At 52.5% G+C, this 26,178-nt stretch carries 20 protein-coding genes; 12 read left to right on the top strand and 8 right to left on the bottom strand.

The window, feature by feature from the left end; genetic code table 11:
• Nucleotides 1–461 precede the first annotated feature (461 nt).
• Nucleotides 462–1,583 (top strand): ribosomal protein uL16 3-hydroxylase, encoded by a 1,122-nt coding sequence (locus M2416_RS14990; protein ID WP_259225479.1) that lies wholly within the window; start codon nt 462–464, stop codon nt 1,581–1,583.
• Nucleotides 1,584–1,645: 62 nt separating this feature from the next.
• Here M2416_RS14990 and M2416_RS14985 read toward each other — a convergent pair whose 3' ends face one another.
• Both M2416_RS14985 and M2416_RS14980 read right to left on the bottom strand, forming a co-directional pair.
• A complete protein-coding gene (locus M2416_RS14985; RefSeq protein ID WP_259225475.1) occupies nt 1,646–3,094 on the bottom strand; it encodes a Cu(+)/Ag(+) sensor histidine kinase in 1,449 nt (482 codons plus the stop codon).
• Entirely contained in the window at nt 3,084–3,767 is a 684-nt protein-coding gene (locus M2416_RS14980) for a copper/silver response regulator transcription factor (RefSeq protein WP_045853224.1), read from the bottom strand. The genes M2416_RS14985 and M2416_RS14980 overlap by 11 nt, the downstream gene beginning before the upstream one ends.
• A gap of 171 nt (nt 3,768–3,938) precedes the next feature.
• Between M2416_RS14980 and M2416_RS14975 the strand changes: the two genes are divergently transcribed.
• From M2416_RS14975 to M2416_RS14960, 4 genes are read left to right on the top strand one after another with little or no spacing between them, the layout of a single operon-like run.
• Nucleotides 3,939–5,324, top strand: coding sequence for a Cu(I)/Ag(I) efflux RND transporter outer membrane protein (locus tag M2416_RS14975; protein WP_259225474.1), 1,386 nt, complete (start codon nt 3,939–3,941; stop codon nt 5,322–5,324).
• Nucleotides 5,325–5,353: 29 nt separating this feature from the next.
• The gene (cusF, locus tag M2416_RS14970; protein ID WP_143992409.1) at nt 5,354–5,692 is read left to right on the top strand and encodes a cation efflux system protein CusF; all 339 of its coding nucleotides are present in this window, start codon (nt 5,354–5,356) and stop codon (nt 5,690–5,692) included.
• A 25-nt stretch (nt 5,693–5,717) separates the two neighbouring features.
• The gene (locus M2416_RS14965; RefSeq protein WP_259225472.1) at nt 5,718–7,001 is read left to right on the top strand and encodes an efflux RND transporter periplasmic adaptor subunit; all 1,284 of its coding nucleotides are present in this window, start codon (nt 5,718–5,720) and stop codon (nt 6,999–7,001) included.
• An 11-nt stretch (nt 7,002–7,012) separates the two neighbouring features.
• Entirely contained in the window at nt 7,013–10,165 is a 3,153-nt protein-coding gene (locus tag M2416_RS14960; protein WP_076946935.1) for a CusA/CzcA family heavy metal efflux RND transporter, read from the top strand.
• A 65-nt stretch (nt 10,166–10,230) separates the two neighbouring features.
• Here M2416_RS14960 and yjeJ read toward each other — a convergent pair whose 3' ends face one another.
• From yjeJ to M2416_RS14940, 4 genes are all read right to left on the bottom strand, one after another.
• Complete coding sequence (yjeJ, locus tag M2416_RS14955) at nt 10,231–11,079, bottom strand: YjeJ family protein (RefSeq protein ID WP_259225471.1); 849 nt, start codon at nt 11,077–11,079, stop codon at nt 10,231–10,233.
• Nucleotides 11,079–13,220: a peptidase domain-containing ABC transporter gene (locus M2416_RS14950; RefSeq protein ID WP_041143854.1), complete on the bottom strand. Its 2,142-nt coding sequence runs from the start codon at nt 13,218–13,220 to the stop codon at nt 11,079–11,081. Before M2416_RS14950 ends, yjeJ begins: the two co-directional genes overlap by 1 nt.
• Nucleotides 13,213–14,496, bottom strand: a complete 1,284-nt coding sequence (locus tag M2416_RS14945; RefSeq protein WP_076946938.1) for an HlyD family secretion protein — start codon at nt 14,494–14,496, stop codon at nt 13,213–13,215. The genes M2416_RS14950 and M2416_RS14945 overlap by 8 nt, the downstream gene beginning before the upstream one ends.
• Before the next feature lie 62 nt (nt 14,497–14,558).
• Entirely contained in the window at nt 14,559–14,900 is a 342-nt protein-coding gene (locus M2416_RS14940) for a hypothetical protein (RefSeq protein ID WP_076946939.1), read from the bottom strand.
• Nucleotides 14,901–15,883: 983 nt separating this feature from the next.
• On the opposite strand from M2416_RS14940, the gene M2416_RS14935 reads away from it, so the two are divergent.
• The 7 genes from M2416_RS14935 to M2416_RS14905 all read left to right on the top strand — a co-directional run bounded on the left by M2416_RS14935 (nt 15,884) and on the right by M2416_RS14905 (nt 23,896).
• The gene (locus M2416_RS14935; protein ID WP_076946940.1) at nt 15,884–16,453 is read left to right on the top strand and encodes a fimbrial protein; all 570 of its coding nucleotides are present in this window, start codon (nt 15,884–15,886) and stop codon (nt 16,451–16,453) included.
• Between the two features lie 61 nt (nt 16,454–16,514).
• Nucleotides 16,515–17,204 carry a fimbrial biogenesis chaperone gene (locus M2416_RS14930; RefSeq protein WP_076946941.1) on the top strand — a complete coding sequence of 230 codons (690 nt, stop codon included), beginning with the start codon at nt 16,515–16,517 and terminating at the stop codon, nt 17,202–17,204.
• A 29-nt stretch (nt 17,205–17,233) separates the two neighbouring features.
• On the top strand, nt 17,234–19,780 hold the full coding sequence (locus M2416_RS14925; protein ID WP_259225470.1) for a fimbria/pilus outer membrane usher protein: 2,547 nt from the start codon (nt 17,234–17,236) through the stop codon (nt 19,778–19,780).
• A 22-nt stretch (nt 19,781–19,802) separates the two neighbouring features.
• A complete protein-coding gene (locus M2416_RS14920; RefSeq protein ID WP_259225469.1) occupies nt 19,803–20,843 on the top strand; it encodes a fimbrial protein in 1,041 nt (346 codons plus the stop codon).
• A gap of 392 nt (nt 20,844–21,235) precedes the next feature.
• Nucleotides 21,236–22,162 carry a winged helix-turn-helix domain-containing protein gene (locus M2416_RS14915; protein ID WP_259225466.1) on the top strand — a complete coding sequence of 309 codons (927 nt, stop codon included), beginning with the start codon at nt 21,236–21,238 and terminating at the stop codon, nt 22,160–22,162.
• A gap of 365 nt (nt 22,163–22,527) precedes the next feature.
• Nucleotides 22,528–23,418 (top strand): winged helix-turn-helix domain-containing protein, encoded by an 891-nt coding sequence (locus tag M2416_RS14910; RefSeq protein WP_076946945.1) that lies wholly within the window; start codon nt 22,528–22,530, stop codon nt 23,416–23,418.
• Between the two features lies 1 nt (nt 23,419).
• The gene (locus M2416_RS14905; RefSeq protein WP_076946946.1) at nt 23,420–23,896 is read left to right on the top strand and encodes a hypothetical protein; all 477 of its coding nucleotides are present in this window, start codon (nt 23,420–23,422) and stop codon (nt 23,894–23,896) included.
• A 74-nt stretch (nt 23,897–23,970) separates the two neighbouring features.
• Here M2416_RS14905 and M2416_RS14900 read toward each other — a convergent pair whose 3' ends face one another.
• Nucleotides 23,971–24,444, bottom strand: coding sequence for a hypothetical protein (locus M2416_RS14900; RefSeq protein WP_076946947.1), 474 nt, complete (start codon nt 24,442–24,444; stop codon nt 23,971–23,973).
• On the bottom strand, nt 24,444–25,358 hold the full coding sequence (locus M2416_RS14895; RefSeq protein ID WP_076946948.1) for a transcriptional regulator: 915 nt from the start codon (nt 25,356–25,358) through the stop codon (nt 24,444–24,446). Before M2416_RS14895 ends, M2416_RS14900 begins: the two co-directional genes overlap by 1 nt.
• Nucleotides 25,359–26,178: the final 820 nt, after the last annotated feature.

Below are 26,178 nucleotides of genomic sequence, written 5' to 3'. Positions count from 1 at the left end.
AGTGCAACGCGGCTTTCGCTCACCGTTGCGAGGTGGCGTATATTACGCTTTCCTCTTTCAGAGTCAACCCTTTAATTCAGGATTTTTCTCTTCAACCGAACCGGCTTAATCTGTGAAGTTGTTCACATTTGCCGTGTCAGTGGGAGCGCATTATAGGGAGTTCTTTTGGTATGGCAAGCCTTAAAATACAAAAAACCTATCAAGCGCTCATTATTTGAACTCCCCCTTCCATCTCACGAATAGCTGATACCGCTAAAACCCAGGACTGGCGCGGCCTGCGGCCTATTCCCATCTCCAGGCAGTTTTTTCAAAAAATGTATGGCGTCCCGCACGCAGACGGCGGCCGCTGGCGTAGAGGAGCCATAAACGGTGGATTAAGCAGCCGCTTTGACTCACGACAAGGCGCCCTCGGTTCACACCTTTTTATAATCAGGACCGTTTCTCCTTACTGGTGTGAATCTATGGCTTATCAACTGAACATTAACTGGCCCGAGTTTTTAGAGAAGTACTGGCAAAAGCAGCCGGTAGTATTAAAGAATGCTTTCCCAAACTTCGTCGATCCGATCACCCCGGACGAGCTGGCGGGTCTGGCCATGGAACCGGAAGTCGACAGCCGGCTGGTCAGCCTGGTGAACGAGCAGTGGCAGGCCAGCAACGGGCCGTTCGAACATTTTGATGGCCTGGGCGAAACCGGCTGGTCGCTGCTGGCGCAGGCGGTCAACCATTGGCATATGCCTGCCGCCGAGCTGGTTCGCCCGTTCCGCGTGCTGCCTGACTGGCGTCTTGATGACCTGATGATCTCCTTCTCGGTCCCGGGCGGCGGCGTTGGCCCGCACATCGACCAGTACGATGTCTTCATTATTCAGGGTATGGGCAGCCGCCGCTGGCGCGTGGGCGACAAGCTGCCGATGCGTCAGTTTTGCCCGCACCCGGCGCTGCTGCACGTCGATCCTTTCCCACCGATTATTGATGAAGACCTCGAGCCAGGCGATATCCTTTATATTCCACCGGGATTCCCGCACGACGGCATCACCCACGAAACGGCGCTCAACTACTCCGTTGGCTTCCGCGGGCCGAACGGTCGCGACCTGATCAGCAGCTTTGCCGACTACGCGCTGGAAAACGATCTCGGCGGCGAGCACTACAGCGATCCGGACCTGACCTGTCGCGAACATCCCGGTCGGGTTGAAGAGTATGAGCTCGACCGGCTGCGCGGGATGATGATCGACATGATTAGCCAGCCGGAGGACTTTACCCAGTGGTTTGGCCGCTTTGCTACCACCCCGCGTCACGATCTGGACATCGCGCCGGCCGAGCCGCCTTATGCAGAAGAAGAGGTTGTTGATGCCCTCAACGGCGGCGAAACGCTGGCCCGCCTGAGCGGCCTGCGCGTGCTGCATATCGGCGACAGCTTCTTTGTGAACAGCGAAGCGCTGGCAATCACCGATGTCGACGCGCTGGACGCGCTGTGCCGCTACACCTCGCTGAGTAAAGATGAGCTGGGCAAGGGGCTGCATAACCCGGACTTTATCGCCGAGCTAACGCGCCTTATCAACCAGGGTTACTGGTACTTCGAAGAGTAAGCCTCCCAAAGCCTGGCACCGCCAGGCTTCTTTTTATGGTCTGCTTTTATTACCTGCTTTTATTACGCCCGTTTTGGCAGCGTCAGAATAAAGCGGGTTGAGCGCGCGTCGGACTCTACCGCCACGCTGCCGCGGTGCGCCGTGACGATCGATTTAACGATAGCCAGGCCAATGCCGCTCCCCTCACCTTTACGCTGGCGGGAGGGATCGACGCGGTAGAAGCGGTCGAAAAGCCGCGACAGATGCTCTGCAGGTATCGGCGCTCCCGGATTCTCAACGATCAGCTGAACCCGGGCATCGGCCTCCGTCAGGTGAACGGTGACCGCCCGGCCGCCCGGCGTGTAGCGAATGGCGTTAGAGAGCAAATTACTCATCGCCCGGCGCAGCATCAGCGGGTCGCCCACCACCCAGCAGGCGCTGCCGCTGAAGTGCAGGGTCACTTCCCGCTCCTCGGCCCAGGCCTCAAAGAAGTCGAAGACCTTGCTGACCTCATCGGCCAGATTCAGCGCTTTTAGCTCCGGGATCAGCTGATTGTTGTCGGCCTGCGCCAGAAACAGCATATCGCTGACCATCCGCGACATCCGCGAGAACTCTTCCAGATTGGAGTACAGCACATCCTCCAGCTCTTTTTGACTGCGGGTCTGACTGAGCGCAATCTCCGTCTGGGTCACCAGGTTGGTGATCGGCGTGCGGATCTCATGGGCAATATCCGCGGAGAAGTTGGACTGACGGGTAAACACATCCTCGATACGTTCCAGCATATGGTTAAACGACAGCACCAGTCGCTCCAGCTCAATCGGCACCGACTGCGGGTTTAAGCGCACGTCGAGGTCGCGGGAGGTAATGTTTTGAATCTGTCGGCTGACCCGGCGAATCGGCTTATGCCCGTGATAGACCACGAACAGCACAATAAAGAAGATAAGGATGCTGATAATCGTCGCCGCCGAAATCAGCCTCGCCTTCAGCTCGTTAATATAGTGGAGATGAAAATCGATCGACAGGGCCATAAGCAGGCGGTAGGCCGGCCTGCCGTCCGCCGCGCGGCCAAGCGGCAGCATAATCAGCCGCCAGGAGCGGGTCTGCATCTGGTGGTTATCGTGAGTTAACGCCCGCGGATGCGGATCCACCCACGAAATAACGTTGCCATCCTGCAGCCTGGCGGCAATGCCCGGCGTGCTCATGATATGGCTGAGATCCGGGCCGTTCGGTGACTGGAAAAGGGTCTGGCCGCTGCCGTCATCGAGGCAAATAAAGACGTTGGCGTAGCCATCGATCACGTTCTTTAAGATCTCCAGCCGCCGCGCCTGAGGATAGTCGGCGTGGTTGAGCACCGTCTCAAGGGTGGTGGCCAGCTGCCTGAGGTCGTGGGCGTCGCGTTCTTCAAAGTGCGCCTTTACCGAATGGATCATTATCCAGGTGAAGGCGAAAAAGGCCACTATCGTCGCCAGGCTGATAAAAAAGGTCAGCCGCGTCGCCAGCGAAAAGGGCCGCCGCCGCAGCTTAATCGCCATCCGGCACCTCTAGCACGTAGCCGACGCCGCGCACGGTCTGGATAAGCTTAGGTTCAAAATCATTATCGATTTTACCCCGCAGCCGCTTCACCGCCACGTCGATGGCGTTGGTGTCGCTGTCAAAATTCATGTCCCAAACCTGGGAGGCGATTAGCGAACGGGGCAGCACTTCCCCCTGATGACGAATAAAGAACTCCAGCAGCGTAAACTCTTTGCTGGTCAGCGTGATGCGCGCGCCCGCGCGGGTCACCCTGCGGCTGACCAGGTCGAGCGTTAAATCCGCCACCTGGAACTGGCTCTCAACGATCGTCGCCGCCCCGCGGCGCAGGAGCGTCCTCACCCGCGCCAGCAGTTCGGCAAAGGCAAAGGGCTTGACCAGATAATCATCGGCCCCGAGCTCCAGCCCCTTCACCCGATGCTCAACGGTCCCCAGCGCGGTCAGCAGCAGGATCGGCATGCCTTTATCGGCGGAACGCAGCATTCTGACGATATCCCAGCCGTTCACATCCGGCAGCATGATGTCGAGGATCAGCAGGTCATAATCGCTGGTCATCGCCAGGTGATAGCCGTTCAGACCGTTATCCGCCAGATCGACAACAAAACCGGCTTCCGTCAGCCCTTTCGTCAGGTACTCACCGGTTTTCATCTCATCTTCGACGATCAAAATCTTCATCACCTGCTCCTTCACGCGCCGATTGTGCGGGCTTTCAATTTTAGAGGAGCCCAACCGGATAGCAATGAATTCTCAGGAAAATGACAGCTTTGTCATTTTCCCGTCACGCGTCAAACAGACGCCGTTGCGTAAAGTACAGGGCATTCCCTGATAGCCGATAAACCTGCCACTATGCGCCAGTTAAAGCTTATTTCGCTCAGCGTTATTTTTATCCTGACGGGCTGTCTCTCCTTAGCCCCGGACTACCGCCAGCCGACCTCGCCGGTGCCGCAGCAGTTCTCCCTCAGCCAGAACCAACTGGTGACGCCGCCTGCGGACTATCAGGAGACCGGCTGGCGCGCGTTTTTCGCCGACCCGCAGGTTAAATCGCTGATTGCCACCGCGCTTGGCAATAACCGGGACCTGCGCATGGCGACCCTGAAAGTGCAGGAAGCGCGGGCGCAGTACGGCGTGACCGATGCTGACCGCTATCCGCAGCTCGACGCCTCCGCCAGCACCACCTACGGCGGGAAGCTTAAAGGCGATACCACCACCAGCAGCGACTATCAGGCCGGGCTGAACCTCAGCTTCGATCTCGACTTCTTCGGCCGCCTGAAAAACATGAGTGAAGCGCAGCGGCAGACCTTTTTCGCCAGCGTAGAAGCCCAGCGCGCGGTGCACATATTATTGATTTCGAACGTTTCACAAAGCTACTTCAACCAGCGGCTGGCCGCAGCGCAGCTCGCCGTGGCCCGCGAGACGTTACAAAACTACCGCCAGTCCTACGCTTTCGTAGAGAAACAGCTGCTGACCGGCAGCAGCAGCGTGCTGGCGCTGGAGCAGGCGCGCGGAGTAATTGAAAGCACCCGCGCCGACATCGCCAGGCGGGAAGGCGAGCTGGCGCAGGCCAACAACGCCCTGCAGCTGCTGCTAGGCAGCTATCAGCGCCTGCCGGACGATGCGGCCGACGGCGCGGGGGATATTCACGGCCTCAGGCTGCCGCCCGCCCTCTCCTCGCAGATCCTGCTCCAGCGCCCCGATATTTTAGAGGCCGAGCACGGGCTGCGGGCGGCGAACGCCAATATCGGCGCCGCGCGGGCGGCCTTCTTCCCGTCGATTACGCTAACCAGTTCGCTTTCCGGCAGCAGCGCCGACCTCTCCAGCCTGTTTAATCCGGCCAGCGGGATGTGGAACTTCATCCCTAAAATCGAGCTGCCGATATTCAACGCCGGACGAAATCAGGCCAACCTCGACGTCGCCGAAATCCGCCAGCAGCAGTCGGTGGTGAATTACGAACAGAAAATCCAGAACGCTTTTAAAGAGGTGGCCGATGCTCTGGCCCTGCGCCAGAGCCTGGCGGATCAAATCAGCGCCCAGCAGCGCTATCTCGCCTCCCTGCAAATCACCCGCCAGCGCGCCGGAACGCTCTATCAGCACGGCGCAGTCAGCTATATCGAAGTGCTGGACGCCGAACGTTCGCTGTTCGCCACGCAGCAGACCCTGCTGGATCTCAACTACGCCCGCCAGGTGAACGAAATTCAGCTCTTTACCGCCCTCGGCGGCGGCTGGCTCGAATAACCCATTATTGAATATCAGGAGTGTTAATCATGAATCATGTCGCAAAAACGGTCATTTTTGGTCTTCTTCTGTCCGCAGCGGTCTCCGGCGCCCAGGCCGCCGGACACCAGCATGGCGAAATGATGCCCGCCGCCGGGCAGGCGCAGGCCATCAGCGCCACCGGCGAAGTCAAAATCATTGATATGGAGAGTAAAAAAGTCACCATCGACCATGACGCCATCCCGGCGCTGAACTGGCCGCCGATGACCATGCGCTTCACCATCACTCCGCAAACCCAGCTTGGCGCGGTTAAGCCCGGCGATAAGGTCGCCTTCACCTTTATCCAACAGGGCAACCTCTCCTTATTACAGGATATCCACGTTAACTAATAAGGTGTTCACGGAGCGCATTACGATGGTCTCTCTAAAACTTAAAACCGCTGCGCTCATTATCAGCAGTATGTCTCTTGGCGGGATGATTGCGGCGGGCCTCTATAGTGGGCTTGCACCTGCTCACCCTGCGGGCGACGCGGCGCCTGCCGCCGGACAGGCGCGTAAAGTCCTGTTCTGGTATGACCCGATGTACCCCAATACGCGCTTTGATAAGCCGGGGAAATCGCCGTTTATGGATATGGACCTGGTGGCCAAATACGCCGATGAAGAGGCGCCGCCCTCGGCCGCGCCGGGCGTACGCATCGACCCGACGCAAACCCAGAATCTGGGCGTTAAAACCGCCGCCGTCGTCCGCGGCCCGCTCAGCTACGCCCGGACCTTCCCGGCCAACGTCAGCTATAACGAATACCAGTTTGTCATCGTCCAGGCGCGCTCGGCGGGCTTTATCGACAGGGTCTACCCGCTGACCGTCGGGGATAAGATAAAGAAAGGCACCCCGCTTATCGACCTGACCATTCCCGACTGGGTCGAGGCGCAGAGCGAATATCTGCTGCTGCAGGAAACCGGCGGCACCGCCACCCAGGTGGAGGGGATCCTCGAGCGGCTGCGCCTCGCCGGAATGCCCGATGAGGATATCCGCCGCCTGAAGGCGACGCGCAAAATTCAGACCCGCTTCACCCTTAAAGCGCCGATTGACGGCGTGATTACCGCCTTTGATCTTCGCACCGGCATGAACATCGCCAAAGATAACGTGGTGGCCAAAATTCAGGGCATGGACCCGGTGTGGATTAGCGCCTCGGTGCCGGAATCTATCGCCTGGCTGATTAAAGACGCCTCGCAGTTTGCTCTTTCCGTTCCGGCATGGCCGGACAAAGCCTTCACCATCAGCAAATGGAGCATGCTGCCCGGCGTGGATGCGGCTACCCGCACGCTGCAGCTGCGTCTGCAGGTCGATAATCCGGACGAGGCGCTGAAGCCGGGAATGACCGCCTGGCTGAAGCTGAACGCGCAGAGTCAGCCGATGCTGCTGATCCCGTCGAAAGCGCTGATCGACAGCGGCGCGGAGCAGCGGGTTATCACCGTGGGCGACGACGGCCGCTTCGTGCCGAAACCGGTCGAGGTCTTCCAGCAGTCCGGCGATATGACGGCGATCCGCTCCGGCATTCACGAAGGAGAGAAGGTGGTCGCCAGCGGCCTGTTCCTGATTGATTCCGAGGCCAATATCTCCGGCGCGCTGGATCGGATGCGCGCAAAGCCGACCGCCGCGACGCCAAACGTGCCGAATAGCGCGGCGCATGCGCACTGAGGAGATGACAAATGATTGAATGGATTATCCGTCGCTCGGTGGCCAACCGCTTTCTGGTGATGATGGGGGCGCTGTTCCTCAGCATCTGGGGGACGTGGACCATCGTCCATACGCCGGTGGATGCCCTGCCGGATCTCTCTGACGTGCAGGTGATCGTCAAGACCAGCTACCCCGGCCAGGCGCCGCAAATCGTCGAAAACCAGGTCACCTGGCCGCTGACCACCACCATGCTCTCGGTGCCGGGGGCCAAAACGGTGCGCGGCTTCTCGCAGTTCGGCGCCTCCTACGTCTACGTGATTTTTGCCGACGGCACCGATCCCTACTGGGCGCGCTCAAGGGTGCTGGAGTACCTCAACCAGGTGCAGGGCAAGCTTCCGGCCGGCGTCAGCGCCGAAATGGGGCCGGATGCCACCGGCGTCGGCTGGATCTACGAGTACGCGCTGGTCGACCGCAGCGGCAGGCACGACCTCGCCGAGCTGCGCTCGCTGCAGGACTGGTTTTTAAAATATGAGCTAAAAACGATTCCGGACGTCTCGGAAGTGGCCTCGGTGGGCGGCGTGGTCAAAGAGTATCAGGTTGTGGTCGACCCGCTGAAGCTGACCCAGTACGGCATTACCCTGGCGGCGGTGAAATCGGCGCTGGAGACCTCCAACCAGGAGGCCGGCGGCTCTTCCGTCGAGCTGGCGGAAGCCGAATATATGGTGCGCGCCAGCGGCTATCTGCAAAGCCTCGACGACTTTAACCACATCGTGCTGGCAACCGGCGACAGCGGCGTGCCGGTCTATCTGCGCGACGTCGCCAGGGTGCAGATCGGCCCGGAAATGCGCCGCGGCATCGCCGAACTGAACGGCGAAGGCGAAGTGGCCGGCGGCGTGGTGATCCTGCGCTCCGGCAAGAACGCCCGCGAAGTGATTTCGGCCGTAAGGGCTAAACTGGCGTCCCTGCAGAGCAGCCTGCCGGAAGGGGTTGAGGTGGTCACCACCTATGACCGCAGCCAGCTGATCGACCGGGCCATCGACAACCTCAGCATGAAGCTGCTGGAGGAGTTTATCGTCGTCGCGCTGGTCTGCGCCCTGTTCCTGTGGCACCTACGTTCGGCGCTGGTCGCCATTATCTCTCTCCCGCTCGGCCTGTGCTTCGCCTTTATCATGATGCATTTCCAGGGGCTGAACGCCAACATCATGTCGCTGGGCGGAATTGCGATTGCGGTGGGGGCGATGGTCGATGCCGCCATCGTGATGATAGAAAACGCCCACAAGCGGCTGGAGGAGTGGGATCATCAGCATCCCGGAGAGCGGCCCGATAACGACACGCGCTGGAAAATCATCACCGACGCCTCGGTGGAGGTCGGCCCGGCGCTGTTTATCAGCCTGCTGATTATCACCCTGTCGTTTATCCCGATTTTCACCCTCGAAGGGCAGGAAGGTAAGCTGTTCGGCCCGCTGGCGTTTACCAAAACCTGGTCGATGGCCGGGGCGGCGCTGCTGGCGATCGTGGCGATCCCGATCCTGATGGGATTGTGGATCCGCGGCAGGATCCCGGCGGAGAGCAGCAACCCGCTCAACCGCTTCCTGATCCGCATTTATCATCCGCTGCTGCTGAAGGTGCTGCGCTGGCCGAAGGCGACCCTGCTGGTCGCGGCGCTAACGATCCTGACGGTCATCTGGCCGCTCAGCCGGGTGGGCGGCGAGTTCCTGCCGCAGATCAACGAAGGCGATCTGCTGTATATGCCATCAACCCTGCCGGGAATTTCCGCCTCGCAGGCGGCGGATATGCTGCAGAAGACCGATAAGCTGATTATGACGGTGCCGGAAGTGGCCCGCGTATTCGGCAAAACCGGTAAGGCCGAGACCGCCACCGATTCCGCACCGCTGGAGATGGTCGAGACCACCATTCAGCTCAAGCCGCAGAATCAGTGGCGCCCGGGGATGACCATGGAGAAGATCGTCGAGGAGCTGGATAAAGCCGTGCGCCTGCCGGGACTCGCCAACCTGTGGGTGCCGCCGATCCGCAACCGGATCGATATGCTCTCCACCGGGATCAAGAGCCCGATCGGTATTAAGGTCTCCGGCACTAACCTCGCCGATATTGACGAGAGCGCCGAGCAGATTGAAGCGGTGGCCCGCACCGTGCCGGGCGTCACCTCGGCGCTGGCGGAGCGGCTGGTCGGCGGGCGCTATCTCAACATCGATATCAACCGCGAGCAGGCCGCCCGCTACGGCATGAGCGTCGGCGACGTGCAGCTGTTCGTCTCCTCGGCCATCGGCGGCGCGATGGTGGGCGAAACGGTAGAAGGCGTCGAGCGCTACCCGATCAACATCCGCTACCCGCAAAGCTACCGCGACAGCCCGGAGGCCCTGCGCCAGCTGCCGATCCTCACTCCGCTGAAGCAGCAAATCGTCCTCGGCGACGTGGCGGAGGTCAAGGTGGTAACCGGCCCGTCGATGCTGAAAACCGAGAACGCCCGCCCGACCAGCTGGATCTATATCGACGCCAGGGATCGCGACATGGTGTCGGTGGTGCACGATCTGCAGCAGGCCATCGCCCAGGGCGTGAAGCTGAAGCCGGGGACCAGCGTCTCCTACTCCGGCCAGTTTGAGCTGCTCGAACGCGCCAACCAGAAGCTGAAGCTGATGGTCCCCATGACGCTGATGATCATTTTCGTCCTGCTGTACCTCGCGTTCCGTCGCTTTGGCGAGGCGTTGCTGATCGTCGCCAGCGTGCCGTTCGCACTGGTCGGCGGCATCTGGTTCCTCTACTGGATGGGGTTCCATCTGTCGGTGGCGACCGGTACCGGCTTTATCGCCCTTGCCGGGGTAGCGGCGGAGTTTGGCGTGGTGATGCTGATGTATCTGCGCCACGCCATTGAAGCGGAGCCGTCGCTGGAAAACGGGGAAACCTTCAGCGCTGATAAGCTTGACGAGGCGCTGTACCGCGGCGCGGTGCTGCGCGTGCGGCCAAAGGCGATGACCGTGGCGGTCATTATCGCCGGCCTGCTGCCGATTTTATGGGGCACCGGCGCCGGTTCGGAGGTGATGAGCCGCATCGCCGCGCCGATGATTGGCGGGATGATCACCGCCCCGCTGCTGTCGCTGTTTATCATTCCGGCGGCCTATAAGCTGATGTGGCTGTACCGGCACCGGCGCCCGGCGCAGCGGGCATAACCGGGCGGCGAGCGGGCCGGATCGCTATCCGCCCCGCTCTCCCTCGCGCACTCTGCCAGGAGAAGCTAGCACGTTGATGGCGACATCTTCGTGGTTCGATGCTGAATATGCGCCCGCAGCAGCTTCTCCATCTCCTCTTCTCTCACCTGGGGATCGATCTTTTGATACTCAAAGGTCAGCGCTCGCTGCCGGTAAGGAGCCAGCAATGGGTTATTATTTAATAATAATTCACCGATCGTCTTAATCCGGCTGGCCTCAAGCTCCGGCATTGCTTTAATAATTGCCCCGCACGGAATATCGCCGTCGTCGCCGATCATAACCAGCGAATAAAAATCGCTGAAGGCGGAGAGTTTCCACGCCGGCACGTTAAATTTATTGTAGTTAATCCCGCTACTGTCGATATTGGCAAAATTGACGGTATAGAACGGAATAAAATCGTTTGCCTGCAGGGCCAAAGAAATAAACGCCGCGTCCTCGGTCTTGTGTATCGTTGCCAGCAAAAGGTTGAGCAGAAACTCCATCTGGGTAACCGTCAGATCGACGGATATCACCTCCTCATTTTGCAAAAAGAATAGAAAGGTGACCTTCTCCTGATGATATTTCACCACAAAATCGCTCACCCGCAGCGCGACGTTAGGGTTATGTATCTCATCAAGGGTGACGGAGAGCGTGCGGTGGTTTAACCGCTCGGTATCGGCGATGGTGCGGGCTCTGATGCTCTCGGGGTCCTCGCGAAACAGCATTTGCAGCCTGCGGTAGCCGCTGAAAACGGCAAATACCAGGTCCTGAACCCGATCGGGCGGGAGATACACCAGCGCTTCCGCACTCAGGACGCTTTGCATCTTCAGGGCTAACGCCAGCACCGCGTTGGGGGATTTAATTATTCCGCTATTAATACCCGTTAAGATGTTCATCAAATAGTCTCCGTAGTAAGCTGCTGTGGCAACGAGGTCAGTTTCGCTAAATCAATAATTCGATCGGCGCTGGCGATGGTTGAAGGACGGTGGGCGATAATAATTCGGGTGATGTTTAACGATTCAATCGCCGCGTTGACCATCTTTTCATTATTAATATCGAGATGGCTGGTAGCCTCATCCATAAATAAAATTTTCGGCTTTTGGTAGAGCGCCCGGGCAATGAGCAAGCGCTGCTTTTGACCGCCGGAGATCCCGGCGCCAAGCTCGCCGATAATCGTTTCATAGCCCATCGGCATGCGCTGGATCTCCTCATGGATATTGCATCTCATGGCGCAGTCAACGAGCAGCGCCCGATCCATCTCCTCATCAAAGCCCGAAATGTTATCGGCAATAGACCCGGAAAACAGGCGGTCCTCCTGTAATACGCAGGCGATATTGCTGCGGAAGTTATTAATGCCGATTTTGTTAATATCAAAACCGCCGATAAATATATCGCCGCGCTCCGGCGTCAGCAGGCCAGACATGACTTTGAGTAACGTTGTTTTACCGATGCCTGACGCGCCGATCAGCGCGACGGACTCTCCAGCGGCCACGCTAATATTGACGTTAGAAAAAACGGGTTTTGACAGCAGGTCGTACTGATAGGCCAAATTCTGCACGTCTAAAGACACGCCGACGTCATCGGCAAAAATCTTTCTTACCGGCGACTCTGCCTCCGGTTCGCTATAGACAATTTCAGAAATACGCTCGTTATGTAGCGACAGCATTTTCAGCTGCATCGTGAGGTCGATAAGCGACGCGGCGCGCTGGGCAAACTGGCCGCGATAGGCGTTAAACGCCATATACATCCCGATGGTCATCGTGTTATCCATAACCATCTGCGCGCCCAGCCATAAAATGACAACCTGATCGGCCGAGTTAATGAAGGTATTAATCCCGCCAAACAGCATATCGAAACGCGTTTGCTTCAGACCGGCGTTGCTGACATCGATATTGGTATTCAGCCAGTGCTGGGAGCGCCTGTTTTTCAGGTTAAGCGATTTTATCGTCGCGATGCCGTACAGCGTCTCCATAAAATGCGAGCCCGAACGCGCGCGTTTGACGATCAGCTCTTCATTGATGGCGCGATAAAATTTATAGGTGATCGCGCGCATCGCGGCGTAGCAAAGAGTGAACCCCAGCACAACCCACACCAGCCAGCCGCCGTACAGGCTCAACATCACAAGCAGGCCGATGGTCATGATGGAGTCAATAATTCCGCTGACGATGCTGTTGGTAAAGGTCGAGCGGATAGTATCCAGAGAAGCAAACCGCGACTGTATATCCCCCAGCTGGCGCTTCTCAAAGAAAGCGAGCGGCAGGCCGATCAGATGATCGAAAAAGCTCGTTTTCCACTGCACGTCGGTCAGCGTATTCAGCTTTAGCGAAACCCACGCGCGCAGCATACTGACCCAGGTTTTAAAAATCGTAAAAAACATTAGCCCGACGCAGATGACCAGCAGCAGGTTTTCATCATGTGCGGTAATAACATGGTCGGTAACAACCTGCGTGCCCATAGGCAGCAGCAAATTCACCGTTTCAATGACTACCGACAGCATCAATATTTTCGTCAGCGCTGACTTCAGGCCAACAATGTTGTGCATTAGCTCCCGCAGCTTCAGCCGCGAGCGCTGCTTTTCCTGAACGAAGCCGCTATCCGGCCACGCCTCAAGCGCGATGCCGCTGAAGTTTTCTGATAATTCCTTACGATGAACCACGCGTCGCCCAAGCGCCGGATCGTTAATAACAAAACGCTTACCCTTTACCGCAACCAGCACGACAAAGTGATTTAATGACCAGTGCAGTATGCAGGGCAGACGGAGCTCGCCGATCTCTGCAATATCCAGGGATAATGCCCGCGTTTTCAGGCCAGCCTTCTGCGCAACCGTCGCCAGGGCGTTTAACGTCGTTCCGTGGGATGAGGAGCCGTAGGTATTGCGAAAGTTGAACAGATCGATATCTTTGCCGTAGAACCCACAAATCATTGCTAAGCAGGCATTACCGCACTCCGTTGATTCAGACTGTATAATTACCGGGACTTTGTTCCTGATTGAAAAGTTGATCCTTCTAAAAATTGAATCAAGCACATCTTTATTCATCTTTGGGTCCCTTAAGGCTCTGAACTACTTTATATACTGGTGAGAACAGCCACTGATACAGCGGCCTCTCCTCGGTAAAAACAATGCTCTTCGCCTTAAGGCCATTCGATAGCACAAGCGTTCTGTTCTTATAAATAAACTCTTTTTCTTTAACGTTGATAATTGCTTTGTAGAGCGTGGGTGTCGTATTGCTGTTGGCCTGGCTATTGCCATAGTCAGATAATTCCCGGCGGGTAACCGGCATTGATGAGATTGACATCACCTTGCCAGAAAATTGACCAAACTTATCTGAAGGAAACGCATCGTAGCGGATATTCACGGTATCGCCGATTTTGACATAGGGTAAACTGTTATCGGGTAGCCACAGCAGTAAATAATAGTTAATGCCGGTAAGCTGCTTAACCTGGGCCAGGCTACTCCCGGCCTCGATCATTTGACCCCGGGTAACGGCTATCGACTCCACCCGGCCATCAATCGTCGACTTCACTAAAATCCTTCCGCTCGCGCTGTTTTCAATCAGCTGAGTTTGCAGATCTCTCAGCTGGCTATATTGTGAAGTAATCTGATTATCAATCTCAGCGGTCTTTACCGTTAAATCACTCCGGGTCTGGGTGAGCTGCAGTTCTATCTGCATTTTCTGCGATGATAACGACTGAAACGCATTTTGCTGCTGGACGAAAAGAGAGTGCTGATTATTGTACTGATCTTTATTAATCAATCCCCGCTGCAGGTAGCTGCTGTAGTTCTTCAGCGATGTCTCAATATGTGAAAGCCCTTTTTTGGCCGTCGTCAGCATTTTCTCGGTTTCATCCAGGGAGCGCTCATAGCGCTGAATCTGGCGACGCGTGGTGCCAATAAAATCATCTTTGTTAGCTTTTAGTTTTTGGATGATATCTTCAGCATTGACAATCTTGGCTTTCACCATCGAAACATTGGTATCACTGACGTTGCCGACGTCGGTGTTTTTGGACACATCCAGCTCAAATAGCACGGCGCCTTTCTTAACAACGTCACCGACCTGGACATACTGTTTCGAGATCGAACCCAGCAGCGGCGAGGAGATATTAAGAGGATGCGGCAGAGTAATAACCTCGCCGACGACATCAATTCTTTTGGTATATTTAAAAAAGCAAAGCATGGCGATGATAACAGCTAAAAAAGCGATACAGCAGGCGGAAACTATCAGCGGCGAAACGCCTCCGAACAAAATCACGCGTCCTTTCCAGTAGCTTCGCTGATGCTCTATCGCTTCCTGTCTGAACAATCTTTTACCCATGAGTACCTGACCTGATATAAAAAGGCCCGACGCATCGGGCCAGAAGAGGAATTAATTAAAAATTATGGATTAAAGGTACCGTCCAGGAAACCGTCGACCAGCGTTTGGGTATATTTCCAGGTTTCTTCGTAACCAATAATCGTCGCCCCAATACCGCAGGTAACGCCACCGATAACACCGGCAACGATCATACCTACGCCCTGGCCGATAATACCAAAACCAAGTACCCCGCCGCCGTCACCGCCGTGCTTGCCACCAATAGCGGCTCCCGCAGCAAAACCGGCAACCGCGCCAAGCGTTGCGCTAACTACCGCTTCACCGATATTGCCAAAAATATCCCAAGGGCTGCTCCAGGAGTAGGCACCCGAAACGGCATTCATTTCTTCAAGAGAAAGTACTTTCATCACAATTCCTTATATATTTAATTTGTATATTCCAGATGGTATAAATTTATCAATCACATATGCTGTGTTGATGGGAGGCTATTTTCGGCACTTCCTGTAAAAAAACAACTTTAGTTTCATGAATAATCCAGGCTTCAGATCTAAATAAGAAATAAAAATATGAATAAGAAAAGCGATTGTTATCAAAGAGTATCGTTATCCGGACTTAACCTGTTCTCTACAGCCTTCGATCATATAGAGGGCAGCATCCTCATACCTCGGCGCTGATACCAGCATCGGCCGGGATGGCCTGTCGCGAAGGGCGCCGGACTGGGCACTATTATTTTTTCTGAATCACAAAAAAGAAGGTTATATTTACAATACTTAACAACCACATAGGATGAAATTAACCAGGGAGAAAACCAAATCATCAACGACTCAGCGGCCCATGGATGATGAACTTCAACGCTCACTGGTAGCTATCTCATTTTTTATTTTCTGAGCACCAGAGCTTGCCAGGCGTTACCGTTGTCAATAACAGAGATATTACGACTACCATGAATAATAATAATCACGCGACCACGATTATTATAAGCGTTTCACTACTATCTTACCTAAAAGAAGAGCGACGCTGACTCAGCGCCTCAAATCAAACCGCACTCAATCTTTATAGATATTAACTTTGTTTAACTTCATAACTTATCTCAACGGATGCTTTTCCACCTATATCGCCCCGGCAGCGCCCGCCATGAGCACACTCTTCATTGTTCAGGAAAGCCATTACCTCAGCTCGCAGCTTAACGTTTTACCTGTATTAAGTTTTATTGAAAAAAATTCAGATGAGTATTTTAACCGACCAGGATTAATATAGCGGCACTTACCCATACAAGCCGTAAGGGTTGCAGAGTAAGTATATATGGATACATACGGGAGAAGTTGCTGAAGTCTATATGCGGTCTCTTTTCCGGTACTTAATATTAACTTTAAATGAATGGATTAAACGGATGAAAAAAACAATTCTGGCTATGGTTATTACTGCTGCTACCGCTTTCAGTGCTCAGGTTTTGGCAGGACCTAACCAAGCTGAAGTCACTATTCAGGGTGAAGTAGCAGACTCTAAAACCTCTTGCGTCGTGACGCCGACCGGTACCCTCAACAACGGTATCGTTAAGTTAATGACCGTGACCACTGCTGAAGCAACCGGTCAGTCTGTTAATACCTTATTTAAAAACCAGAAGTTTGGTTTCCAGGTGAGCGACTGTGCTATCGGCGGCGCGGATGAAAACAACGTTACCGGCCTGAGCGTGAAAGTCACCGGTACATCCTCTTCAACGCCTGAGATTCTGGACAACACTGCCGAAGGTGGCGCTCTAAACATCGGTATTGGTATTCAGAAACTGAGCAACAGCGCCCGCATCAAATTCGATGGCACTGCGGTTAACGAAGCCTATACCCCGAAGCAGGCAACTAACCTGGAATATCTTGCTGGCTACGTGAAAGTCAACGCGGCAAACCCGGTTACTGAAGGCCCGGTTAAAGGTGTTGCAACCTTTACCATTGATTACACCATCTAATTAATTTTTAAGGGGCCTGCTCATTTAGCAGGCCCTTTTAATTAAATGCTGAAGGAATCTAATGTACCAGATGATGATCAAGGCAATCATTGCCTTCGCCATGATACTGAGCGGCTTTGCGCATGCAGGCATTGTTATCGAATCAACTCGCTATCTTTATAAAGAAGGCGCTCGTGAGATATCTGCGCAGATTGATAATAAAGACGAAATGCCTTACCTGATCAAATCGTGGGTTGAAGCAGCAGAGGGAAAACCTCCTGCATTTATGGTCACGCCCCCCCTTTTCCGCCTGGAGATGAAACAGAAAAATACCGTCCGTATATTCTCCACTGGCAACGTTAACGCCCCTGCTGACCGTGAATCATCCTATTTTTTCAATATTATGGCCATCCCGCCGTCGGATGATACCTATGCGAGCAGCAATACTATACAGCTCGCCGTTCGCCATCGCATGCGGCTTATTTACCGACCGAAGGCGCTAGCCGAGCTGTCCAATAATACCGAAGCCGAAAAAATAGAATGGCGCAGGGCCGGAAATCAGCTCACCATAAAAAACCCAACGCCATTTTTCTTCTATTTCAGAAATGTCCAGATTGGCGCCAGTGAATATCAGGCACAAATTAAATTTATTGAGCCTTTCTCCTCAAAAGCTATAACGCTAAAAGATAACGGCAATGCTACCAAAGTAACGTGGAAAATAGTCAATGATTATGGAGGTGCAGGTTCCCTCTATTCATCGAAATTGCCATAAACAGTTCGCATTTATAAATGGATGTTTTTATGCCAATAGAACACAAAGATCACTTCAGGCTATCTACGCTCTGCATAGCGATTATTACTATAATGACGGCGAGCATTCACACTACGGTGAATGCGCGTGAATTCTTTGATCCCGCATTTATTACATCAGCCAATGGAGGTGATGCCTCCAACGTCCCCGACCTGTCAATTTATCAGTCGGTCAACGCTCAGGCTCCGGGAGACTACCGGGTTGACGTCGTCTTTAATGGTCGCTACCTGGAAACCAAAAACGTTAAATTTGTCGCGACCGAGCGCAGCAGCAGGCTTGATAAACAGCTAAACCTAACCCCCTGCTTTACGCTGGAGGCCCTCGCCCGGTATGGCGTCAGAGTTAAATCATTCCCCGAGCTAAAAGAGAACGAACAAGGCTGCGCCAACTTCGATATTATTCCAGACAGCAAAACAATTTTCGATTTTACCGCCCAGCGCCTGGATATTTCCACCCCTCAGGCCGCGATGAGCACGGTAGCCAACGACTACATCCCGCCGGAAAAGTTTGATGACGGCATAAACGCCATGTTTGTGAACTACCAGTTTAACGGTTCGCAGGATTATAAAAGCGATAATGAATACTACGGCCTGAATCTGGAGTCCGGAATAAACCTCGGGCCCTGGCGCATCAGGAACCTTAGCATGTGGAACAAAAGTAAGGGGGAATCAACTCATTTTGATTCCGCCTATCTTTATCTGCAGCGCAGCTTACGCTCTATCAGCAGCGACCTGATCATCGGCGAAAGCTCTTCTCTATCCGGCATATTCGATAGCGTCCCCTTCTCCGGCGTGCAGCTGGCGACGGATACCAGCATGCTGCCGGAGAGTATGCGCGGCTACGCCCCGGTGATCCGCGGTATTGCTAAAACCAATGCCCGCGTGGTGATCAAACAGAATGGCTATCAGGTTTACCAGACCTACGTCGCGCCGGGCGCGTTTGAAATTACGGATATGTATCCCAGCGGCGGGAGTGGCGATCTGTATGTTACGGTTGAAGAGTCCGACGGCTCGAGACAGAACTTTATCGTGCCCTTTGCGGCTCTGCCGGTGATGCTGAGGGAGAACCAGTTCGAATATGAAATCACCTCGGGGAGATACCGCCCTTACGTCGGCACCATTGATGAAACTCCTTTTACACAGGCCACCGCCAAATACGGCTTATCAACCAGCGCCACCATTTTTGGCGGTATGCAGGCATCGGCAAAATATCAGGCCCTTTCTGGCGGAATGGGGTATAACCTCGCCAACCTGGGCGCCCTGTCGGCCGACGTGACTCAGGCATGGTCGAAAAAACGCTATGACGATAAAACGTCCGGCCAGTCGTGGCGCATACGCTACGGTAAAAATATTATCGAAACCGGAACCAATTTCACTATTGCCGGCTATCGCTACTCGACAAAAGGGTTTAACACCCTTTCCGAAGTGCTTAATACCTATTCCGATGACGGACGTTATTACTCGGCGCGCTCTTTACGCAATCGTACTAACCTGACGCTTAACCAGAGCCTGGGAAAATCGCGAGGCACCCTGTCCATCAGCGCCCTCATCGAAGATTACTGGGATAACAAGCGTACAAATAAATCATTGAGCCTCGGCTATAACGGCGGCTGGCGGGGTGTTAACTACTATCTGGGCTATAGCTATAACCGCTATACCTGGGGTACACACAGTTCCAGCCATGAGGTGCGAAACGATCAGCGCCTCGCGCTCACCATCTCCATACCTCTGAGCAACTGGCTGCCAAATACCTATGCCAGCTATCAGATCACCGAAAGTAGCCCTGGCTCTACGGATCAGTACGTTTCTTTAGGCGGCATCGGGCTGGAAAACAATAATCTCGACTGGGACATCCAGCAGGGTTACAGCAACCGTGAGCACTATAGCGGCGACCTCAGGGGAACCTATAACGGCTCGCGCGGCAGCGTCAACGCCGGCTACAGCTACGACAACAACAGCCGGCGGTTCGACTACGGCGCCAGCGGCAGCCTGATCGCGCATGCGAACGGAATAACGTTTGGCCAGAATATCAGCAACGCGGCCGTGCTAATCCAGGCCCCAGGTCTGGACAACGTCAGGCTCAGCTCGGATTCAACGATCGTCACCGACAGTCGCGGCTACGCCATCGTTCCCTATATTACCCCCTACCGCAGTACCGATATCACTCTGGACAGCACATCCTTTGGCGACGACATGGAGCTGATGCAGACCACGCAGCAGGTTGTTCCCACCCGTGGCGCCATCGTGCGCGCAAACTATGCCGGGAATATTGGGCAGCGGGCATTTATTCGGCTTAAAACGGCAGCAGGCCGGGAGGTACCATTTGGCGCGATGGCCACGCTTGCCGGTGCGGCTAAATCCCAGGCCAACATCGTGAGCGACGCAGGCATGGTTTATATGACCGGCCTGCAGCCAACGGGTGCGCTGACGGTCAGCTGGGGTAAAAATGCGGGCCAGAAATGTACCGCCATCTATACCTTACCTGTCAGCCAGAAGAAAAACGCCGGAGTCAGCCAGACTGAAGCCCTGTGTCGATAATAATCATAAAGAGATGAGTGAAATGAAAAAAATGATTGTACTGCTGGCCGGAATATTTTTCTGCGGCGGGGTTTCGGCTGCACGGCTATGCACTTATACATCTTCTGATAGTAATCAGAGTGGCTGGGGAACGGAAGAACGACAGGGGATGACGTTATATCCCAAGATATCAGCCGATCCTACTCTTCCGGTTGGCTCAATTCTTTATAGCAGAACGGTAGGCGGTATGAACCTGCATACCCGCCAGTTTACTTGCGAGCCGGGTGCGCAATATATCATCTACGTGAGCAGGCCAGAAATTCCCGGGCTGACCGTTCGCGGCATGCCGGTTTATGAAACCGGCGTTGACGGCATCGGTATTCAGTTCAGCGATATATCCTCTAGCCGAGTCGGTAAGCAGACTGTCGGAAAGGCAGGGAGCTGGCCGACGCCTTTTAGCCAATCGTCACAGGTTCCCGTGACGCCGTTCTTTTCTGCCTGGTTAATTAAAACGGGCCCCATTGATACCAGCGGAGCGACTAATATCAATGTTGAAATTGAGTTTCGCGTAGCAGACCCGGCCGACCTGTCATATGCGAGAAAAGGCGCAATCTACTGGGTCAACCCCAAAACAACAAGGGCAATTTCCTTTCGTAATGAGAGCTGCAATATTTCTCTTAAAGGGCCGGGCACGGTCGATCTGCAAAGAATTGCCAAAAGCGATCTGCTGGCGCTTGCTCGCGGGGCGACAACCGGCAAAGGTAAAGCAATTGACATGAATATTACCTGCCCAACTGAGCTGCAAGGTAAGAAACTCACCTACTGGTTTAACCCCAAGGGAGCGGTTGGCGCCGATCCAGGAGTACTGGAAAATACAGCAGGAGCCGGAGGCGCCAACAACGTTGGGATCATTTTGAAAAAAAATAATATTCCGATGAAATTTTTCGATACCGATGCCTACACTATTCCGTCCCTTAGCCTTGATCAGGACATCAGCTTTACCGCTGATTATTACATGATAAATCCTGCTATTACGGACGGGCCGGTTAAAGCGGTTCTGGAGGTCGTTATCCAGGAAGATTAATCCCCGGCATTCAGAGTATAAAATGCCCTCAGCAAGAGGGCTTAAACGATTGGGGTAGATACGGGTATTTTGAATAACATTGCCAACGCCTGCCACACGAACCTCCGCATTCGGACGTTAACAGCCCGACTCATGCGACAAAACGACTCTCGGGACCCTTATCCTTAGGCCAGCCCTGAAGTCAGGAGACCGTTCTGCCGCTCTGACTCGTTGCCGTTTTTTTATATATCTGGCCTGAGCGTTCCTTTGACAGGCTCAGAGCGAAACGGCTCGCGGGCCTTCACCTAACGTCACGAACGAGAATGTTATAAATAATATAATAATAAAAAAATTCATTTTACAGCGATTACGCTCACGTGCTTATGCTTGTCTTTTACCAGGAGATAAATAAAATGGCGAACGACAGCAATAAATTACATAAATTAATAACAGACTTACGCACTAATTATATCATTAATGAATGCGTAGAGTTCCAGCCGGCGACAAGCACCCTACGTAATATCCACAATCCAGATCTTAAGGTCACGCTTAATTTACCCGCCGGACGCTGTTTGCTGTTATTAATTAATCATGGGGGCGATGTCGTCACGCAGCAGGATTTTATGGAGATTGTCTGGAAACAGAGCGGCATGCGAGTCACCGCCAACGCCTATTACCAGAATATCTCGATTCTCCGCAGAGGCCTTACCCATGCCGGGTTAGAGGAAAATGTGATTATCACCCTTCCGCGGATCGGGCTGACTCTGGCCTCCGGCACGCAAATCCGTCAATCAGTCACGGGCGAATCCCCTGACTCAGGAAGCACCAAGAAACCGATCCACAGTACATCGATCGCGGTGGTTAAAAACAATAGCCACAAGGAGATTGAACTCGCATCGACGATTATGGACGAATATAGCGTAAAAAATGAGCCGGCATGGTCGGGAGACGGCAACAAACCCTTGCCAGCCACTCTTGTCAGTATTAAGAGACGCCGACCGGTTTTCACGGTAAAAAATGGCGTTCTTCTGGCGGCAGCCATCGTGGCGATGGCTGCGCTTTTCTCATACATGGCGGGTATAAAAGAAAGCTATTTTTCTGGCTATGAAACGATAACCTCGCCCCAACAACGCTGCCACGTTTTTTCTGCAGAACCGGCATCCGACAGCCTGAAAAAAGCAGTGCTCAGCAAATATGGCGAACATATCACCCGCGATTGCCGGAACTATCCCTGGGTATACGTGACGACAACAACAGACCTCCCGAGAACCTCGATCATCCGCTGTAATAAACCCTTCGCGCAATCGACTGCGTGTATTTCCGAATACTTTATTGAATAATGGCAAAAGCGTTATGCCATCATTTCGCTGTATCGACAGGTTAAAATATCAAGTAAAAATCATGCCGGGATCGCTCTTAACTTAATCTGATTTCAGACAATCTGCCTTCAGGTTCATGCAGACGCGTAATGGCAACCCGATGATTCGCTTCTGTTATTGAGGGAAAGAATATCCTGCCCGCGATAGTCCGCCCGGACAGGCTCGTTGATTCAAAGCAATTATATAAATAAGACTTTTCGCCAGGAGCCAGAGTATGCAGTGCTTAATCTATCACTTATACTTTTATCTAAATGTGAAAATATCTTAATTTTATCTGCATCCGCAAGATAAATCTTACCTGCTGCTGAATGAGTTATATATAATTAATGCATAGATATTACGTTATTAACAATGCTGTTGAATTCCACCCAACGACCCGCAAGTTAAGAAACATTATCATCCCCACGAATATGGTCGTTCTGAACTCTCCGGCAAGCCGTTGTTTATTATTATTAATCGAGAGATCCGGCACAATTGTGACGCAGCAAGAGTTTATGTATAACGTTTGGGAAAAACTCGGGCTCGTTGTCTCAGCAAATACCTACTATCAAAACATTTGTCTACTCAGAAAGGGGATGAAAGAGATTGGGTTTACCAGCGACCCCATCACAACGATACCGCGTATTGGCTTAACGCTGGCCCTTGATACACAGATTCAGACCATTGAATCCACCGACCCGCCAGCGCCAGACAATGATGACGGGGAGGCAGCCGATGACGCGGCATTGTCCGCATCTTATGATGAGTTGAACAAGGCGGACTCTGGCCAAGCCAGCAGCCCGCACGAAACAGTCGAGTCCGTTGCTGATATACCGACATCAGCCCCCGACATTCCCGATCCGCTGTACCTGCAAAAGAGAGACGCCGGCAGGTTCAGTAAACTTTTTTTGCTCATCTCGATTCTTATCTTTTCTATTCTACTGACGGACCTCAAGGTCATTGTGGGCCACTTCCAGGACCAGCGTTACTTCGAAAACTATCAGCTCACCGTCAACACCAATGGCTGCCACCTGTTCCTCAATAAAGATATTCATAGCGCCGATGAACGAACGAAAGCGCTTAACTACGGCGTTCAGTTCAAATCTGACTGCCAAAAGTTCCCATGGGTATATATCAGCAGATACGCCATGCTGCCCAGGGCTTCGGTGATTCGCTGTAATAAACCCATGTCCAGCCCTAACTACTGTATTTCAAACTATTTTATTGAGGATCATTAGAATGAGACATTACCGTGTATCGGTGTATGTGCTTTGTGTATGCTTATTTTTAACTTTAATACTGGCAGGTTATTCGTTGTGGCAGCGCTATCAGCCGCTTGAATTCACATGCAAAGCAACCTTTGTTCAGCACCACGCGGACGAGAACCTCTATGTCTCGTTAACTTACAGAATTAGCAAAGATAGCGGCATGCTCAGCATGAATGGCCGCTCCCTTACTAACGGGGCAAACAAATTCAATCGAAAAATATTTTTCAACATTGAAAAGCGCAACAACGTTTATCACCTGCACTCGGTTAACAATGTCGTCTTCCCTGATGAAACCGTTAACAACAGCTGGTTAGAGAAATATGAACCTATGTTTTTCGTTTATCCCAAAAAAGATATTTACGTGAAAATACTTGAACAACAGAACAGCTATTTATTTATATTCTCTACCTTGCCAGCCTACGTATGTCATAAGCAAAAAGTGCTCTGAGACCGTCATCGTCCTTTCATGCCACGGCGCTCTTTGCATAACCGGCCATGACGGGCAGATTCCTGCCGGATGATTTAAACGTGATTATATTTCTTACAGTAGAACATTGGCATATTATGTAAGTAGATGACAGGATTGTTATACTTATCGTACTCAATCTTCAGCGCAAGCTCTTTTCCTGCTTCATAAAAGAATGCAGGAAAATGAAAATCCACATTGCTGCCTTTGCTGTTATCGGTACTCAGGTACTCGACATACTGATTTTTAAGTATGTAAACATCATTATTTTTCACGTATGTAAAATTAATGACCCTGCCAACCTGCGACTGCACGCCATTCTCAGCGGCGATGGCGTGCACCGTGAGTTCGCCTTTATCATTCCCCAGGGTGAAACCAAAATTTGAGTCCAGACGAAAACCATCATGTAGTAAGGTATGACGGCTCTGGCATACAATTTTATTATCTGAATCAGCCGGATTGAAAAAATAGACCGCCGCAAATACAGTCGCTATCAGTAAAGCTGCCAGGTAATATATCTTTGTTCGCATTACTTTACCTTCATGTTTTTCATTACCGTCAGCGAGCGGCAGTTTTGATTGTTTTTATCGTATACGGGGCAATACATTAAGTTTAAGCGTGTATTCATTGGCGACGCAGTAAAATAAACCACTTCTTTATTCGCACAGGATAACCCCAGGGCGCTGAGGATTTCCTTAATCTCGGCGGGTGAATAATTGCGGTCTGCTGAAAATAGAGTACAGCCATCGGAAGAGATTTTTATATAGTCAGCAAAAGCATCGCCGCCGGCGCTATAGTGATGATTAAAAATACTCACTAAAGCCATCGCCACAATGACGACTATCCCTGCATTCCTTAACCATTTACTTCTGTTATTGCCATCACTATTTATCGAACTCTCTGCTGGCTTGATTTCATCTACCGCCGGATCGTGTAATACCTCGGGCGTGCTATTAAATGCCTCCAGAGTATCCTCAACCTCTGCCAGGGCTGGAATTTCATCCGGGATATTATTCGGAGCCAGAACCTCTTTGCCGTCAAGGTCGATTTTTACACTGTTGTCAATTTGTAGCTCATTATCTTCATCCGGATACAGATATGCTACTTTTACGCTATTATTAAACCTCAATCCGTGTCTTGGCACCGTGTCAATAACGTCTGAAAACCCTATAACTGCAAGGGACTTTCGGAGATGTAAAATACACTGATAATAAGTGTTATGGCTCACGCCGGCATTGCGCTTGCTTCCCCATCCGCAGAGGATCAGCTCTTCCTGAGAAACAATTTCTCCCTGGTGACGGAGTAACTTTTCCAGACAGCAGCTCGCAGGAAGATGTAGCTTAATTTCTTTTGCATTTAGCTTATCAACAATCACCCGCTGGGAAGGGACGAACGCAGCCCTCTCCCCAATAATAAAGCTTTGGATGTTATCTGAGCGATCCATATTACTACACCCTTAGCTACCAGTGTCTTTGAAATCAGTGAGTTAGATATTCGACGAATGAAGAAAATTTTTCGCGCAAATATTAACCGATCGAATAAAGATTAACAAACGGAATTTAACTATGTTCCGGTGTAGAAAATCCATATCGCAATACGCAAAATGCGAGGGATATCTATTTATTTCAGCAACATCCATAGACAGACTATCAACTTGTTTCCAGGTTAGCATTGGTGTAACTAATTATAAATGCTAATGCCTTCCTAAAGGTTTTTAAAAGGTTACCAGAATGACTAGTTTATTCATCACCGTTCCCGGTAACGCATATCACGCAGCATCATCTTCTTCCCCGCCAGCGGTATATTTAGCCAGATTTTCCTCTGACTGCTTACTTTCCGCCGGCAGTCGGGACGGCTGAAACGCATGAGATGATGAACGCAAATGATAAAGAAAGCTGGAGTATTGCACCACAGACCGCGATGTCGGTAGAAACATATCAAAACATCCGATAACCTTCTGAAAATAGTCGTCTGCTTCTATATCCTGAAAATAGCGGCCGATAAGATTGATATATTAAGATCAGATTGTTACGAGACCACACCAGGTTTTAACCGTTCTAAAACACCTGACTTACACATGGCAAGCATTTCATTTACCCAACAGGTATTCGAGTTTAAAACACTCTGCGACTATATACAGGCACTGATTATAACGCCGATAAGCCAGATATTCAGCCACGAGAATTGATGGTAGTTTTGTTCACAATAAGGCAATCCGTTTTTCGAGGGGGAAATAATTAACGAAATATCGATGTGGCGAAGGG

Source organism: Klebsiella sp. BIGb0132 (assembly GCF_024810075.1).
GTDB classification, from domain to species: domain Bacteria; phylum Pseudomonadota; class Gammaproteobacteria; order Enterobacterales; family Enterobacteriaceae; genus Klebsiella; species Klebsiella terrigena.
The sequence above is the reverse complement of the archived record's forward strand: the minus strand, read 5'-3'. Positions and strand labels throughout refer to the sequence as shown.

What these genes read in the sequence shown, in the direction of transcription:
- M2416_RS14990 (WP_259225479.1), top strand. Translation starts at nt 462, where the DNA reads ATGGCTTATCAACTGAACATTAACTGGCCCGAGTTTTTAGAGAAGTAC.
- M2416_RS14985 (WP_259225475.1), bottom strand. Translation starts at nt 3,094, where the DNA reads ATGGCGATTAAGCTGCGGCGGCGGCCCTTTTCGCTGGCGACGCGGCTG.
- M2416_RS14980 (WP_045853224.1), bottom strand. Translation starts at nt 3,767, where the DNA reads ATGAAGATTTTGATCGTCGAAGATGAGATGAAAACCGGTGAGTACCTG.
- M2416_RS14975 (WP_259225474.1), top strand. Translation starts at nt 3,939, where the DNA reads ATGCGCCAGTTAAAGCTTATTTCGCTCAGCGTTATTTTTATCCTGACG.
- cusF (WP_143992409.1), top strand. Translation starts at nt 5,354, where the DNA reads ATGAATCATGTCGCAAAAACGGTCATTTTTGGTCTTCTTCTGTCCGCA.
- M2416_RS14965 (WP_259225472.1), top strand. Translation starts at nt 5,718, where the DNA reads ATGGTCTCTCTAAAACTTAAAACCGCTGCGCTCATTATCAGCAGTATG.
- M2416_RS14960 (WP_076946935.1), top strand. Translation starts at nt 7,013, where the DNA reads ATGATTGAATGGATTATCCGTCGCTCGGTGGCCAACCGCTTTCTGGTG.
- yjeJ (WP_259225471.1), bottom strand. Translation starts at nt 11,079, where the DNA reads ATGAACATCTTAACGGGTATTAATAGCGGAATAATTAAATCCCCCAAC.
- M2416_RS14950 (WP_041143854.1), bottom strand. Translation starts at nt 13,220, where the DNA reads ATGAATAAAGATGTGCTTGATTCAATTTTTAGAAGGATCAACTTTTCA.
- M2416_RS14945 (WP_076946938.1), bottom strand. Translation starts at nt 14,496, where the DNA reads ATGGGTAAAAGATTGTTCAGACAGGAAGCGATAGAGCATCAGCGAAGC.
- M2416_RS14940 (WP_076946939.1), bottom strand. Translation starts at nt 14,900, where the DNA reads ATGAAAGTACTTTCTCTTGAAGAAATGAATGCCGTTTCGGGTGCCTAC.
- M2416_RS14935 (WP_076946940.1), top strand. Translation starts at nt 15,884, where the DNA reads ATGAAAAAAACAATTCTGGCTATGGTTATTACTGCTGCTACCGCTTTC.
- M2416_RS14930 (WP_076946941.1), top strand. Translation starts at nt 16,515, where the DNA reads ATGTACCAGATGATGATCAAGGCAATCATTGCCTTCGCCATGATACTG.
- M2416_RS14925 (WP_259225470.1), top strand. Translation starts at nt 17,234, where the DNA reads ATGCCAATAGAACACAAAGATCACTTCAGGCTATCTACGCTCTGCATA.
- M2416_RS14920 (WP_259225469.1), top strand. Translation starts at nt 19,803, where the DNA reads ATGAAAAAAATGATTGTACTGCTGGCCGGAATATTTTTCTGCGGCGGG.
- M2416_RS14915 (WP_259225466.1), top strand. Translation starts at nt 21,236, where the DNA reads ATGGCGAACGACAGCAATAAATTACATAAATTAATAACAGACTTACGC.
- M2416_RS14910 (WP_076946945.1), top strand. Translation starts at nt 22,528, where the DNA reads ATGCATAGATATTACGTTATTAACAATGCTGTTGAATTCCACCCAACG.
- M2416_RS14905 (WP_076946946.1), top strand. Translation starts at nt 23,420, where the DNA reads ATGAGACATTACCGTGTATCGGTGTATGTGCTTTGTGTATGCTTATTT.
- M2416_RS14900 (WP_076946947.1), bottom strand. Translation starts at nt 24,444, where the DNA reads ATGCGAACAAAGATATATTACCTGGCAGCTTTACTGATAGCGACTGTA.
- M2416_RS14895 (WP_076946948.1), bottom strand. Translation starts at nt 25,358, where the DNA reads ATGGATCGCTCAGATAACATCCAAAGCTTTATTATTGGGGAGAGGGCT.